Genomic DNA, 14,230 nt, shown 5'->3' with positions numbered 1-14,230 from the left:
ACATTTTGCTGTTCTCCAGTCCAGAATGAAGAAGGAGGATATGCACATGGTGCTTCCAGATACGTTTGTTTCCGATGTTCGGGCTACAGCAGAATCCGCGTTTATTGTTGATGATTTCTACTGTTCCGAGGCCGTGATCAAGGCCGTTTTGCAGCACACTGGTCGGCTCGACGCCTATAGCCAGCTTATTGCTCTCGGCTCTGCCCTGCCCAAGGGCATGGGGTCCGGCTGTTCCTGTGGTGCCGTTACAGGCGCAGCCCTGTCTCTTGGAATTTTCTTTGGCCGTACAGATCCCACAGACCCAAGTGTTGAGCGTTGCATCAGCCTTGGTCACGAACTGCATGACGCCTTCCGTTCCATTCACAAATCCATTTGCTGCCGAGTCTTGAATAAAAAAGTTTTGCAAGGCTCTCCAGAACAGCTTGAACTCTGCCGCATCCGTGTTGGTGATGCAGCAGAGATCGTTGCCCGAATTCTTCAACGAGAATGGGAGACAAAGACGGCCATCTTTGATCTGCCTCAGAAATAGTCCCTATCCCTTAGCGAGGAAAAGGCTTCCGCCTCCACTCAGGAGCCTTTATCCCTGCACGCAGCCCCTTCGACACCGCGAGCCTCTCCATTTTGCCTTGTCGAGGGGGCTTTTTTGTGCCCTACCAGCGAAAGTTTTTTTGGCGAATCGAAAAATTTCTTTCCAAATCATAAATATCCTTTCTTCCCCTTTTCTCCACTACACGACAAATAATCAATAAAATTCAGTAGTTTAGATTTTTCTCTATATATTGGCATATTCAATGCTTTTCATAGATTAAACAAATAGATAGTCCCATCCGCACGCAACACTGCGGCTCAGTCTAAAAGGAGACCTCAATGTTTACACTTAATGTTCCTGAAGAAATGCTTGAAAAGCTTCGTTCCATGCGAGAAGAAGAGGAAGACTCCATCCGGCTTCGTGAATACAAGCTCGGCGGTGGATGCAGCTCCAAGTTCATCCTTGGTCTTGGTATCGACGAGTTTGATGAAGATGAAGACGAGAAGATTGAAGTTCAGGGAGTGCCCTTCATCGCAGAAAAAGACTTTCTGCTGAAACACGGACACAGCTTTGAACTTTCATTCAATCAGAATAAAGAAGTACTGCTTAACGCGACTGAATCTGACATGTAGAACGCAGCTATAAAAAAAGCCCTCTGACCAAATGGCCAGAGGGCTTTTTTTTACAGAGGAAAAGGAGGATGCCCTGCAATCTGGGCACCCCCATTCATGTTGCTAAGGAGGTAGGTTACTGCAACATGGTGCGGCTGATAATCTCGTCCTGTACTTCCTTGCACAGCTCCACGAAGTAGGCGCAGTATCCTGCTACTCGAACAATGATGTCGCGGTATTTCTCAGGATTTTCTTGAGCCTTTCTGAGAAGTTCATTGTCCACATAGTTGAACTGCATCTGTCCATTCCCCAAAATGGACGCAGTCCTCAGCAGGGTAATAAGCCCGTTTTCTCCTTCCGGAGTATCCAGGAAGCCTTGCAGGATTTTGAAGTTGTGGGCCATTCCCAAACTCATGGCCTCAACATTCAGTTTACTGACGGATTTGATGATCGCTGTAGGACCTTTCGTGTCGGCGCCCTGAGAAGGGCTCATACCATCGGAAAGAGGTGCGCCAGCACGACGTCCATTCGGAGTAGCTCCAATCATTTCACCGAGAGGAGTGTTAAACGACTGCGACAGAGTTCCATGAATCATGCGAGCATACAGAGATTTATGGCTGTTCATACCTTTTTCGGTATAATCAATGATGTCGGCAACGATCATGTCTGCCCTGTCATCGTCATTTCCGTACTTGGGGGCATTCTCGCAATCTCGGCGCAGGTGTTCGTACCCCACCCAATCTGCCTCAAGAGCTTTCTGAATGTCCAAAAGCGTGTATTTTTTCTCGTCAAAGACCAGATGCTTGATCGCAGCCATGCTATCGGCATAGGTTCCAAGACCCGCAAAGACGGTTCCCGGGCCGTCATACAAGACAGCGCCGCCTGCGGAAACGTCTTTTCCCTTATCCATGCACCCGTCAACAAAGAGGGACATGTATGGGGACGGAACGATATCGCGAACAAGCTTCTGATTAATGACAGTCCCTCGAGCAGTGATATCCATAATGTTGTCAAGCTGCTTTTTGACAGCGGCATCAAACTGCTCATAGGTTTCAAACTGCTCAAGATCACCAGTATCAAGACCCTGCCGGTCTCCATCATATGATCTGAGCATTCCACGGGTAAACACGAACTCAATGGCAACTGGCCACTGGGTGAAGCCCCCTGCTGTCCACTGGTGAATACGCCCTGATTTCTGGGGTTCTACACACCCCATCAGGCAGTAGTCGCGGGCATCATCAAAATCAAAGCCCTTTCGGAGCATCATTTTGATGTGGGCATCATCGAAGTGACATGCGGGCATTCCTCCGCCTGCCTTGATGACCTCAACAATTTTCTCCAGATACTTCTGGGGAGACTGGTTGTGAATACGGCAGGCCAGCGAAGGCTGGTACACATTCACTGTCCGTACTGCATCCATGACCAGATAGGTAAGGTCGTTGGTTCCGTCGCCACCGTGGCGCTTTAGGCCCCCAACGCACATATTGATAAACGGCATGTACCCAGCAAAGTATTTTGCTGTTGCCCCAGGGGTATACCACACCATTTCTGAACACTTAATGATGAAGCATCCCATGAGCTCCAGAGCCTGGTCCCGAGTCATCGCTCCGGACTCAATGTCTGCGGCAAAGCAAGGATACACATACTGGTCAAATCGTCCCAGAGAAGTACTGCACTGATTCTCTTCCATCAGGAAAAGGGACTGAATTGTCCAGATGGCCTGCAACGCCTCATGAAAGTTTTTTGGCGGACAGGCAGGTACACGGGCATTCACTTCGGCGATCTTCAAAAGTTCGGCCCGCCGTTTCGGATCGTCTTCCTTTTCTGCACACTTCGTGGCGTACTCAGAAACACGCTTTGCATACAAGAGAATGCCTTCACAGGTAATGATGGCAGCCTTGTAGAAGTTCTTGCGGTCTTCGTCTTCTGGCTCACATCCCTTTTCGAGACGCTCCAGATGCTCCTCTGCCTCAGCCTTCATTCCATTCACACCCTTGGTGAACAGAATAATGTCATAGCCGGGGCTTGTATCGCCAGCACCACTGGTATGATGATAGCTCAGGTCGCTAACAAAAGACTCCGCAGAAAATTCCCAGATTCCTTCCTCGCGGAACTTTTCCTCACATGCCTCGTCAAGAGATTTTCCCTCCCAAAATGGGAAAAGCTCTTCACGCATGATTTTCTTGTCTTCGTCGCTCACAAAATACGGGTCCTGTGCGCGGGTCCCAATTGTGTCAAGCTCGTCGCGGAGCCACTTCCAGGCGATGTCAGGAGAAAACGCGCCTGCTCGTGGCTTTCCACACGGATGGCCAACAATAAGTTCATCTTTCTGAATGAGCATGGGTGCGGTTTCGCATGCTCGCTTGAAACTCATTGCCCGACGAACATTTACCGGGAGGAAGGGGAATTTCTTGGCTATCTCTGTAAAAGCCTGCGCTCGTCCAACCGTTATACTGGGGCGAGCATCGAGATACGCGTCTTTGAGACGCTGAAGGCGAGCACTAAGGGGTACGGCTTCTGCACCAGACGTCGTTTGAGGACATCCAGAAGGGCACGTCGAACTCATAAGCAAAAATCTCCTTCAGTAGTACAGAGAAGTTCCGTCACTGGGTAAGAGGAAAATATGTATCATGTCATCGAAGCGCATGACGCTTCAGGCATGGTGTTATTCATAGGCAATCACTATTCCTTTGCCTAGTCGGTCCCCCTAGGGGAAGGTTCATCTTTTTCGTTCCCAAATACAGGAAACCCCCGCCAGCGCTTGCTGGCAGGGGCATAAACACACGTTGTCTGCGTTATCGTAACAGACTTTTCGCTAGTCCTTGTATTCGGAACGAACCCGAACCGGCTCCGCATTGCCCATCGGCTGAGGATTGCGAGGCTTGAAAAAGACCGGAATATCTGCACTGCCAAGCACGTTGGAGCGAAGTTCCACCTCGGGGAGCTTTACCCACACGGACCTGTTCGAGAAGTAGAAGAAAAAGCCCATTGCAACCCACACAACCAGGCACCACTGGGATGCCACACTGATGTGTGCAGGAGAACCAGGAACCAACAGCAGGACAATGCACATGACTGCGGTCAACGTACCAACAGAGCAGCAGAACAAACGGGTTGCCTTATCAGAAACGCCAGTGCTTCCAAGCAGGACGCGGCGGGCAGCAAGGCAGGTAAACAGGTAGCCAATACCCGTGCCGACGGAACTCATGTCCACGATCCACCCAACAACGGAGCGGCCAGCGAACGGCGTCAGCAGGACAATGACGATGGTAAAAAGAATTGCCTTGTAGGGGGAACGGTACTTGGGATGAATGTCACCGAACCATGCAGGCAGGATGCGGCCACGCGCCATGCTCAGGAGCAAGCGGGAGGTTGCGATGTAGAAGCCGTTAATGCCGGTACAAACAGCACCCATAACAGCACAGGACAGCACAACAGCACCAAACTTGCCGAAAGCGATTGTGGCAGCTTCGCCAGTTGCCCACGCCGTACCACCGCTCAAGCGAAGAGCGTCCATTCTGGCGAGCATCTCAGGATATGGAATAACAATACCAACGGACAGGGTCACGAGGCTGTACAGGATAACACCACAAATAATGGCAATAATCATGATGTTACGTGCACGGGAAGGTTCAAAGGAGAACTCTTCTGCGGCCTGAGGAACGGTATCGAAACCAACAAAGAGGAAAGGAGAAATTGCGAGAATCAGAAGGACACAAGCCACTGTGCTTCTGTGCTCAGAGAACAGCGGAGTGAGGTTGGAAAGGTGTGCGGTTTCCTGTGATGCGGTACCAGCAAAAAGGGAAATAATACCGATGGTCAGCAGGAAAGCCAGAACGACCTGCAACTTGCCAGCAAAGCTGACGCCGCGATAATTCAGCCAGCCAAAGAGCAAGGTTGCGCCTGTCATGAGCAGCACCTCACCTGTGTATACGTCCCACCCTGCAATGGTGTACAAGGCCCCGAACTCAAAGACTCCAGGGAACAGGAAACGGAAAATTAGGGCAAGCGCGGCAATATCAATACCGATAATAGCGATGTAGCCAAGGACCAGCGCCCAGCCGCAGACAAAGGCGGCTGTTGGTCCAAAGCCAACGTAAGCATATGCAAAAGCTCCACCGGCAACTGGAGCGTATTTAATCATGTAGCTGTAGCACACAGCCACAAAACAGAGCAGAAAAGCACCGAGGCCAAAACCAATCAGCGTTCCCAAGGGACCAGCTTGGGGCAAAAACATATCGCCAGGGAGAACAAAACACCCCCAACCAACGATTGATCCAAGAGCCAACGCCCAGACCTGCGCTGGTGAAAGGGATTTTTCTAACTTAACCTGTTCAGTTTGTGACATGATAAATCTCTTCGATTATGGTGTTCGGCTGCTATACTCGTCAGAGTTTTGTGACGAAGGTCTTTGAAAAAACAGGCATGAATTACGCATACCCCTGCGAAGCAAAGAACTTATCCCATCGGAGCATAGAGAGTCTTGTTTTTTTCGCCATGAAGCAGCCACACTCCCCCAGACGGAGCATGGTGAATCCTTTGGCTGCGGACGGAAGCTGCGAACGAACGTCCCGCAATCAGAGGCACTTCAAAAAAAGCACATCCGCGAACTGCTCTTGTGAAAAGAGCAAAGATGGTGCCAATACGTGAAGTTTTTCACCATATAGCTATCTTATTAAAAACAATGGATTTTTTATTTGACCATTTTCCTCGCATTTTTCCAAGTTGTTAAAAAAGTATCATTTTAGAAAAAATACTTTCGTTTTCGAAAGTTTTCCTCCCCTCTTGAGCATTTCCTCACATAGCAAATTCCCACCGCTATTTTTTCTTTTTCCCCATAGCTCAACGATATTGCTCGAAAAGCATTGAAGCTTGCGTGCGCACTTTTTTCAAGCGCAAATCGGCACTTCTCTTGCAAAATTTTTCTTTGTGCTTCTTTTCCCGAATGCATTGCGAAGGAATGTCCATTTTCCAAATTTAGAGTATTTCCTTTTATGCCAAGCTCTTGTAGAGGTTCCTCAGCCTTTGCTCGCAGCAAAAACGCAAAAAAGACTGCTCCTCCGCGCACCATAAGGAGAGAACTCTCTTTCATTCCGCAAAAGAGCACGGCTTTGTGAATTTCGAACCATATGTGTTTTCTGCTGAAATCCCCGCCAAAGAGGATTATTCGGCATAAAAAAGAGGTAAGCATCATGACCGAAGCGCGAAAAAATGAGCTTGTTAAGGATATTATTGAACACGAACTGAAAATGTTCCTCGCAGTCAATAATGCTGGCGGGACGTCTGTCTGTCAGGAGCACCCGGACTCCTTCCGCGTCATGCGTGAGATGACGCACGCTGTTATGAATGAAGCATTTCTTGAGTCATACCTGAACGACCTCAAGGAAGCGGAAAAGGCTGGTCGCAACCTGATGACCGAAAAATATGCCCTCATGGGTGGCCAGATTCCCCCGCTCAACGATGACGAAATGCTCCGCAACATCGTTGTCGTCGAAGGCACATGGCGTCGGCAGGTTGCAGAGCGCTTCCCACGGAGTGTGCAGCCAGAGGGCCATCAGGGCTTTTGCCTCTACCTTGGTTCCGAGCTTCAGACCTACTCTCGCAAGAGCCTCATGCTCTACGAAGAATGCATGAATGCCGCCCGCAAAGAGGGCCGCAACCTCGTTCAGGAACGCTACGAAATTTTGATGCAGAAACTGGGCTACGGCTCACTGGAACAATGCGAAGCCAAACTGGCCGCACAATAGCCTAATACGGCAGGACACGCCAAAATGCTTGATTCTGTAGGACTTCTTGTCGCCTGTTCATGGTTTATGGGGGGATTTGTTTCCGGCGTAACGGGGATCGGTGGCGCAATGGTTGCCTTTCCCATCGCCGCAACGGTCATTCCCATCACCGAACTCATCCCTCTGAGCTGTATTCTTAATGTCATTATGGATGGATGTATCGCGTGCATGCACTTTCGCCACTGCCGCGTCAAAGCGCTCTGGCCCATGTTCGTAGGTTCCATCCCCGGAGCAATTATTGGCCTCTACATCCTGAAGTTTGTTCCCAGTTCCGTGCTGGAAGGAGCCATCGGTGTGTTCCTGCTCTACTATGTGTACTGGCAGCATACGTACAAGCCCACAGGGAAACGGCGAGAATCCTGGGGCCGTGGTGGATCAGCCGGTTTTGCCGCCGGGCTGCTCGGCACCTCAATTTCCTTTGATGGTCCCCCTATCGCCGCATACGGCCTGTTTGCGGGCTGGGGTCCACGTGTCTTCCTTGGAACCCTTGGCGTTTTCTTTGTCATCCGTGGCAGCATGACCTGCGGGCTTCATGCGTTCTCAGGTCTCTACACAGAAAATGTTATCCATTACGCCATGTACGGAATTCCTGCAGCACTTATAGGAACACTCTGTTCATTCCCCGTCGTCAGACGCTTTAATGTGGTAACATTCCGAAAGCTTTTGATGTACGTTATTGTTGCAGCAGGCTTCATCTGCCTTGGCCGCGCAATTTTCTAACAAAAAAGCGCCATGCCCGGACCTTCCAGTCTGGGAGCATGGCGCTTTTTCACATTCTTCGCAGCTCGACTAATCCTCTTCGGTTATGTCGAGCTGTTTCATTTTGTACCGCAGTCCAGCGGCAGTAATTTCAAAAATTCGTGCAGCCTTGGCAACATTTCCTCCAGTGACACGCAACACATTCCTGATGCACTGGGTTTCGTACTCCTGCACACAGGATTTGAGCGGGATGACACTACTCTTTTTTACCCCCCGGTAATCATAATAGCGCTGTGCCCCACTCCGCATCTCATCTTCCTGAGCAGCCCGGTGCTCCTGCTCAAGAGAATTCACAAGCCCCTGCTCCCACGCATCCCGAAAATGTCGGGGCAGGCAGTCCTGATCGATACACTTCCCTTCGCCCAAAAGCACAAGACTTCCTTCAATAACATGCCGCAGCTCTCGGATATTCCCCGGCCAGGCATAGTCCGCAAACATCTGGAGCACGTCCTCAGAGATTTCAACATCTCCGGAAGCCTGCCGCAACTCTGAGTGCTCTATAAAGGTCTTGGCCAAAAGCTGGATATCCCCCTTCCGCTCACGAAGAGCCGGAACAGCAATTCCCACCACGGCAAGACGATAGAACAGGTCACGCCGCAGGATACCGTTGCGCACAGCATCAAGCGGGGCTTCATTCAAAATACTCACCACGCAGACATTGACTGGAATCTCTGAATGCGAGCCAAGTCGACGCACACGCTTTTCCTGCAAGACACGCAAAAGCTTTGCCTGCAAACCAAGAGGCATGGAATTCAGCTCATCCAAAAGAAGCGTTCCACCGTCAGCTTCTTCAAAAAGTCCAGGTTTGTCCGCAGCATCGGTATACGCGCCCTTTGTGGTTCCAAAAAGAATTCCTTCCAGCAGGTTCTCAGGGATTGCCGCACAGTTCACCGCCACGAAGGGCATATTTCTTCTCGTGCTCTCTGCATGGATAGCCTGTGCAAACAGCTCCTTGCCAGTGCCGCTTTCTCCCCAAATCATAACCGGAGAAGACGTTCGCGCCGCAGTTCTGGCTTCATGGATAACCTCAAGAAGTTCCTTGTCCTCACCCACCAGGCTCTCAAAAGTATAATACTTGTACTGCTGGGGCTTCGCGGCTTTGCCCCGTACGGTCTTCGCACTGCTCTTCCGCGAATTCACAAGGCTTGTGGTACCAGTCCAGATAGTAAACGCGATGACACCGTCTTTTTTTCCATGCTTAAACAGCGGGAAAAAGTCAGACACCGTGCTCGCGAGGTAGTTGTTTGAGGTCTTGTAGAAGTACGACTTTTTCAAAAGAGGGATGCTTTTCTGCAAGCACTCAATGGTCGGGATGCACTCCAGCTCATGCGGGACATACAGACTCGTGATGTGCTGCCCCTTCACCGGGATGCGGCTAAACCCGTCAACTCGCTGCTGAATTGGGTTCATGTATTCACAAATCCCCTGCGCATCAACAACCGCAACACCAATTCCCATATCATCCCATATCGCCTTCATTTCAGGCGTCAAAACGCTTTCCCGGGTCACATTGGCAAACTTTTTCAGATCAAAATACAAATTTCACTACCTCGGCACTTTTGGACGGGCATTTTCTCGATTTTGAATGGACTTTTTCCTCTCCAGCCCCTCTCTGCGAGCCGAAAAATAAAAAATATTTTAAAAAAAGAAAGTTTTTTTTCGAAAAAATAAATTTTTTCTTTCCCGCCAAAAGCCCCGTCAAAACACAAAATCCCCGCGTTTACAGCCCCTTGCATGCTTTTATCCCACTCTAGAAACCTCTGGCACACCCTATGCTAGACACAAAAGTAACAAGCGAACGAACCACGAAATCAATCTACTTCAGAAAAAGTTTGAACCATAACACTGGATACTTTTAACAACAACAGGGGACAGCTATGACGACTCCTTCTTGTGAAATGAATTCCGAAGCCACAAGCCCCAAAGGCTACGGCATCAACTGGGATACCGCTGACCAGCGACTGAAAGACCTCAAGGATTTCCTCATGTCCGCACCTCAGGTGATGGACCCCGAACGTCTTCAGTTCCTGCACGAAGTTTACGAAGAGTACCGTGGTGAATCCACGTTTTATATTCGCGCCAAGCTTTTTGAACGTGTTCTGACCAAGAAGAACATCTTCCTTGATGGCAACCCCATTGTCGGTACCCTGACCGGCGTTCGCGCTGGTGTGTACGCTTACCCCGAGTGGAACGTTTCCTGGATCAAAGAGGAAATGCAGATGGCCAAGATGGCCTCCCTCGGTGAGATGAAAATCCCCACCGAGACCGAAGCGCTGCTGAAACAGACCTACAAGGAATGGAAAGGCCGCACCTGCATTGATCTGAACAACAAGATGTACAAAGAAAAGTACGGCGTAAACCCCTCCAAATACGCCAAAGCTGGCATGTACTATGAGAACGTCAGTGTTGCCTCTGGCTCCGGCATCGCAAACTACCCGAAGATTCTGAACAAGGGTCTCCGCTGGATGATTGATGACGTTCGTTCTCGCTTCGAAAACTGCCCCACCACGCTGAAGAACAAGAGCAAGCACGACCTGTACCGCGCTATGCTCGTGACCTTCGAAGCTGTTATTGCTCACTCTCACCGCTATGCTGAGCTGGCAGAAAAGACCGCCGCAGAAGAAAACGATCCCAAGCAGAAAGCAGAGCTTCTCGAAATTGCAGAAGTATGCCGCCGCGTCCCTGAATACCCGGCCCGCAACTTCCGCGAAGCAATCCAGTCCTTCTGGTTCCTGCACCTCGCTCTCGAAATCGAGCAGATGGCATGTGCGACCTCTCCCGGTCGTTACGGCCAGTACATGTACCCCTTCTACAAGAAGGACATCGAGGAAGGGAACCTCACCAAGGATCAGGTCCTCAAGCTCCTCAAATTCCAGTGGATCAAGCACCTTGAGCTGGCCGAATACCAGGGCAACTCTTACGCTCTGACCCTGTCCGGCCACACCGGCCAGAGCATCACCATTGGTGGTGTTGACGCCAACGGCAATGACGCCAGCACCGAACTGGAAGAGCTTCTGCTCGATACGCAGATTCAGATGAAGAACATTCAGCCGACGCTGACCCTGCTCTACCATCCGAAACTTCCTGATTCCTACATGAAGAAGGTTGTCGAGTGCATCCGTGGCGGTTCCGGCCAGCCTCAGATCCTGAACAACACAGCTGTTGTTGAGCGTAACCTTGCCCGCTTTGCCCAGTATGAAAACGGCATCACTCTGGAAGACGCCAGAAACTGCGGTAACTACGGCTGCGTTTCCACTGGCATCTGCGGCAAGGGAAGCTTCATCCTTCAGGAAGACCAGCCCTGCCTCGCCAAGATCGTTGAGGTCATGCTGAACAACGGCAAATGCCCCGTGACCCGCAAGAAGGTCGGTGTTGAAACTGGTGATCCCACTGAGTTCAAGAGCTTCGATGAAGTTTATGACGCTTACAAAAAGCAGCTCGATCACCTCTTCCACGTCTCCAGAAACCACTCTGACCTCAGCCAGATGGCACGCCTCCAGGTTGTTCCGAGCATCTTCCGCTCTGCCCTGTATGATGGCTGCATCGAAACTGGCATCTGCGAAGAGGAAGGCGGCTGCGAATACTCTCAGATCAACCCCATTATGACTGCTGGTATCGACGCTGCAAACTCTCTGCTCGCCATCAAGCATCTGGTCTTCGACACCAAGAAGCTCACCATGCAGGAACTTCTCGACGCCCTGAAGAACAACTTCGAGGGTCGCGAAGACATCCGCAAGATGTGCTTCGAGGCACCCAAGCACGGTAACGACTACCCCGAGATCGAGCACTTCGTGCAGCAGTACTACCGCGACGTTGACGCCATCCATCACGCTCAGGGTCCGGATTGCCTCGGCCACCGTACGCCGCTCGACGCATACTCCCTGTCGTACCACAACTACTTTGGTGCTCTGATGGGCGCTCTGCCGAACGGCAGAAAAGCAGGTGTTGCACTGACTGACGGCAGTGTTTCCGCCATGCCTGGCACCGACCATGAAGGCATCACCGCCCTCATCAAGTCTGGTGCAGAAGCTATCGACACCGTTCGTTACGGCGCTAACCACTTCAACGTGAAGTTCTCTCCCGCAGTGCTCGAAGGACCGCTTGGCGCTCGCACCCTGGTCTCCCTTATCAAGACCTACTGCGACTTTGGCGGCTCTCACATTCAGTTCAACTGCGTCAGCTCCGAGACTCTGAAAGACGCTCAGGCCAACCCAGAGAACTACGCAGACCTCGTTGTCCGCGTCGCCGGCTTTAGTGCCTACTTCACTCGCCTCGACAAGGGTGTTCAGAACGAAATCATTAAGCGTACTGAATACCAGAACTAACTTAGCCTCAGCTGGATAAAGATAAAGCTGATTACCTTCGAGAGGGGGCACAGCCCTTGCCCCCTCTCCCCATATTTCCTGTGGGGACCGCAATAGCACTCCCCACTATTTCTCAAAGCTACAATCTGTGGAGACAAGAATGAGTCAGGGAATGATCTACAATATTCAGAGGATGTCGATTCACGACGGGCCGGGCCTGCGAACCACGGTGTTTTTGAAAGGATGCCCGTTACGCTGCCTCTGGTGCAGCAATCCCGAATCTCAAAAAACCACTCCCCAGATGCTGTACTTTGAAGCCCAGTGTACTGGCTGCGGCACATGCAAAGACGTGTGCCCCAACGATGCCGTTATCCCTCTGGGTGAAAAATTTGGCCGTGACACGGCAAAGTGCACTGACTGCGGTCTGTGTGCCGAGTCCTGCCCGACCAAGGCGCGTGAAATGTCTGGTCGCCTTATGACTGTCGAAGAGGTCATGAAAGAAGTTCAGAAAGATTCCCTCTTCTACGAAAACTCTGGCGGCGGCGTCACCTTTGGCGGTGGCGAACCCACCGCTGGCGGTCAGTTCTTTCTGGATATGCTCGAAGCCGTTCACAACGAAGGCTTTCACGTCACAGTCGATACCTGTGGCTTCTGCCCCGCAGAACGCTTCGACAAAACCATCGAACTGGCTGACCTCTTCCTCTTCGACTGCAAGCATATGGACCCAGAACAGCACAAAAAGCTGACAGGTCAGGATAACGCCATAATCTTGCGCAACATGCGAGCTGCTCTCTCCTCAGGTAAGCAGGTCCGAATCCGCATGCCTCTCATGCCCAACATGAACGATTCCGAAGAAAATATCGCCGCTATGGCTGAGTTCTTTAAGGAATTCGATCGCAACGAAATTGAGATCATGCCCTGCCACGCCTTTGGCAAAAGCAAGTACCTCGCCCTTGGCAAGAGTCTTCCGGAAGTGTCTCAGTACACTCCGGAGCAACTGAAGGTCGTTCTGGAAAGATTTGCCAGACACGGGCTGAACCCCGTTATTGTGTAACCATTACGAAACTAAGAGGATAACATCATATGTTTACCCTTACCGTTCCAGATGAGATGCTCGAAAAGCTTCGCACCATGCTGGAAGATGAAGACGACGACACCTGTGTGCGCCTGCGTGAATACAAAGTAGGCGGTGGTTGAGGTTCTAAAATCGTGCTCGGTCTGGGCATGGACGAACCTGAAGAAGATGACGACGAACAGATTGAAGTCAACGACGTTCCCTTTATCGCCGATGAAGACTTTCTGTTGAAATATGGACACAAATTCGAGCTGTCTTTCAGCGAGAAAAAAGAAGTCGTCCTGACGGCTCTCGAAGCTGAAGCTTAATCACACGCGCCTAATACAGTGAAAGCTCAAAGCCCCCTGCATAAATATGCGGGGGGCTTTTTTTGATGTTGTGAAGTTGGGGGCCAGCCCCCAAACCCCGGCCGGGGCCAGCCCCGGACTCCGCGTAAGGGAATGATTCCCTTACGTATCCTCAGCGAGTTTGAATTCCCTCCACGCTTCGCGTGAATGAAATTCAAACTTGATGAAAATAACGTCGAGAGCCTCTTTCTCTTCTGCGAATTGCCACCATTTTCTTTTTGAACGCCCCGGCGTTCAGAAAGAAAGGATTGAGGCGCAAAGAAAAAGAACACACATAACGCCCACTAGCTCAAAAAATACGGCTGATGGAGAGGAAAGCAAAGCTTTCATCCCATTCAGCCGTATTTTTTGAGCGAAAGCGGGATTCCCAAGGGCCTCGTCCTTGGGCGGGGTCAAGGGGCGGCGCCCCTTGCAGGGCTTGGGGCAGCGCCCCAATAAAACTGTGCCTCTTACAGAGCACGAGACGGAGTCTCGTACCCCCCCGCCCCAATAAAACACCCGCCACTCCTCGCGCCTGCTGCTTGGCTGTCTTGTGGAACCTAATGGACCGCCGCGGTGTATTTCGAGATTCTGCCGCAATTTGCAGTTCTGCACTTGAGTCCAAATCTTTATCCTATTATTCCAGAATAATTTAAAATTATGCTCCCGGAGTGAGTTCACATAATATATTGATTTAAAATAACTTTTCAAAAATCACACGAAACTTTCCATTTGAGAACTCTCACTTTTTTCATGTTTTTTGGTCACGATTCCAAAAATCGCTTGCACAAGAAATTTTCCAGTGCTAGCGTGCATTCAGTTTTAGAAAAAAGGAAAGAA

General features: G+C 50.7%; 11 protein-coding genes. 7 read left to right on the top strand and 4 right to left on the bottom strand.

The features are described 5' to 3' along the window. The first annotated feature begins 46 nt into the window (after positions 1 to 46). Together B5D23_RS03865 and B5D23_RS03860 are read left to right on the top strand one after the other, a co-directional pair. Positions 47 to 529, top strand: coding sequence for a C-GCAxxG-C-C family protein (locus B5D23_RS03865; protein WP_159445894.1), 483 nt, complete (start codon positions 47 to 49; stop codon positions 527 to 529). A gap of 338 nt (positions 530 to 867) precedes the next feature. Continuing rightward, a complete protein-coding gene (locus B5D23_RS03860; protein ID WP_078684089.1) occupies positions 868 to 1,161 on the top strand; it encodes an ErpA-related iron-sulfur cluster insertion protein in 294 nt (97 codons plus the stop codon). A 115-nt stretch (positions 1,162 to 1,276) separates the two neighbouring features. Here B5D23_RS03860 and cutC read toward each other — a convergent pair whose 3' ends face one another. The 3 genes from cutC to B5D23_RS03840 all read right to left on the bottom strand — a co-directional run bounded on the left by cutC (position 1,277) and on the right by B5D23_RS03840 (position 6,334). Then, positions 1,277 to 3,706 carry a choline trimethylamine-lyase gene (gene cutC / locus B5D23_RS03855; RefSeq protein ID WP_078684088.1) on the bottom strand — a complete coding sequence of 810 codons (2,430 nt, stop codon included), beginning with the start codon at positions 3,704 to 3,706 and terminating at the stop codon, positions 1,277 to 1,279. A gap of 249 nt (positions 3,707 to 3,955) precedes the next feature. After that, on the bottom strand, positions 3,956 to 5,488 hold the full coding sequence (locus tag B5D23_RS03850) for an APC family permease (RefSeq protein WP_078684087.1): 1,533 nt from the start codon (positions 5,486 to 5,488) through the stop codon (positions 3,956 to 3,958). A 396-nt stretch (positions 5,489 to 5,884) separates the two neighbouring features. Next, positions 5,885 to 6,334: a hypothetical protein gene (locus tag B5D23_RS03840; protein WP_144012530.1), complete on the bottom strand. Its 450-nt coding sequence runs from the start codon at positions 6,332 to 6,334 to the stop codon at positions 5,885 to 5,887. Between B5D23_RS03840 and B5D23_RS03835 the strand changes: the two genes are divergently transcribed. Beyond that, positions 6,333 to 6,887, top strand: coding sequence for a DUF4125 family protein (locus B5D23_RS03835; RefSeq protein ID WP_078684316.1), 555 nt, complete (start codon positions 6,333 to 6,335; stop codon positions 6,885 to 6,887). The genes B5D23_RS03840 and B5D23_RS03835 overlap by 2 nt on opposite strands. 24 nt (positions 6,888 to 6,911) lie before the next feature. Further along, positions 6,912 to 7,646 (top strand): sulfite exporter TauE/SafE family protein, encoded by a 735-nt coding sequence (locus tag B5D23_RS03830; protein WP_078684084.1) that lies wholly within the window; start codon positions 6,912 to 6,914, stop codon positions 7,644 to 7,646. A gap of 69 nt (positions 7,647 to 7,715) precedes the next feature. Here B5D23_RS03830 and B5D23_RS03825 read toward each other — a convergent pair whose 3' ends face one another. Continuing rightward, positions 7,716 to 9,164 (bottom strand): sigma-54 interaction domain-containing protein, encoded by a 1,449-nt coding sequence (locus tag B5D23_RS03825; protein ID WP_431830563.1) that lies wholly within the window; start codon positions 9,162 to 9,164, stop codon positions 7,716 to 7,718. Positions 9,165 to 9,562: 398 nt separating this feature from the next. Between B5D23_RS03825 and B5D23_RS03815 the strand changes: the two genes are divergently transcribed. From B5D23_RS03815 to B5D23_RS15300, 3 genes are all read left to right on the top strand, one after another. Then, positions 9,563 to 12,010 carry a glycyl radical protein gene (locus tag B5D23_RS03815; RefSeq protein WP_078684082.1) on the top strand — a complete coding sequence of 816 codons (2,448 nt, stop codon included), beginning with the start codon at positions 9,563 to 9,565 and terminating at the stop codon, positions 12,008 to 12,010. Positions 12,011 to 12,149: 139 nt separating this feature from the next. After that, positions 12,150 to 13,043 carry a glycyl-radical enzyme activating protein gene (locus tag B5D23_RS03810; RefSeq protein WP_078684081.1) on the top strand — a complete coding sequence of 298 codons (894 nt, stop codon included), beginning with the start codon at positions 12,150 to 12,152 and terminating at the stop codon, positions 13,041 to 13,043. 29 nt (positions 13,044 to 13,072) lie between these two features. Beyond that, positions 13,073 to 13,372 (top strand): ErpA-related iron-sulfur cluster insertion protein, encoded by a 300-nt coding sequence (locus B5D23_RS15300; RefSeq protein WP_159445893.1) that lies wholly within the window; start codon positions 13,073 to 13,075, stop codon positions 13,370 to 13,372. Positions 13,373 to 14,230: the final 858 nt, after the last annotated feature.

The sequence above is a fragment of the Desulfobaculum bizertense DSM 18034 genome (assembly GCF_900167065.1).
Taxonomy (GTDB): Bacteria; Desulfobacterota; Desulfovibrionia; order Desulfovibrionales; family Desulfovibrionaceae; genus Desulfobaculum; species Desulfobaculum bizertense.
The sequence above is the reverse complement of the archived record's forward strand: the minus strand, read 5'-3'. Positions and strand labels throughout refer to the sequence as shown.

Coding starts and splice junctions, on each gene's coding strand:
- B5D23_RS03865 (WP_159445894.1), top strand. CDS start 47: ATGGTGCTTCCAGATACGTTTGTTTCCGATGTTCGGGCTACAGCAGAA.
- B5D23_RS03860 (WP_078684089.1), top strand. CDS start 868: ATGTTTACACTTAATGTTCCTGAAGAAATGCTTGAAAAGCTTCGTTCC.
- cutC (WP_078684088.1), bottom strand. CDS start 3,706: ATGAGTTCGACGTGCCCTTCTGGATGTCCTCAAACGACGTCTGGTGCA.
- B5D23_RS03850 (WP_078684087.1), bottom strand. CDS start 5,488: ATGTCACAAACTGAACAGGTTAAGTTAGAAAAATCCCTTTCACCAGCG.
- B5D23_RS03835 (WP_078684316.1), top strand. CDS start 6,333: ATGACCGAAGCGCGAAAAAATGAGCTTGTTAAGGATATTATTGAACAC.
- B5D23_RS03840 (WP_144012530.1), bottom strand. CDS start 6,334: ATGATGCTTACCTCTTTTTTATGCCGAATAATCCTCTTTGGCGGGGAT.
- B5D23_RS03830 (WP_078684084.1), top strand. CDS start 6,912: ATGCTTGATTCTGTAGGACTTCTTGTCGCCTGTTCATGGTTTATGGGG.
- B5D23_RS03825 (WP_431830563.1), bottom strand. CDS start 9,164: ATGAAGGCGATATGGGATGATATGGGAATTGGTGTTGCGGTTGTTGAT.
- B5D23_RS03815 (WP_078684082.1), top strand. CDS start 9,563: ATGACGACTCCTTCTTGTGAAATGAATTCCGAAGCCACAAGCCCCAAA.
- B5D23_RS03810 (WP_078684081.1), top strand. CDS start 12,150: ATGAGTCAGGGAATGATCTACAATATTCAGAGGATGTCGATTCACGAC.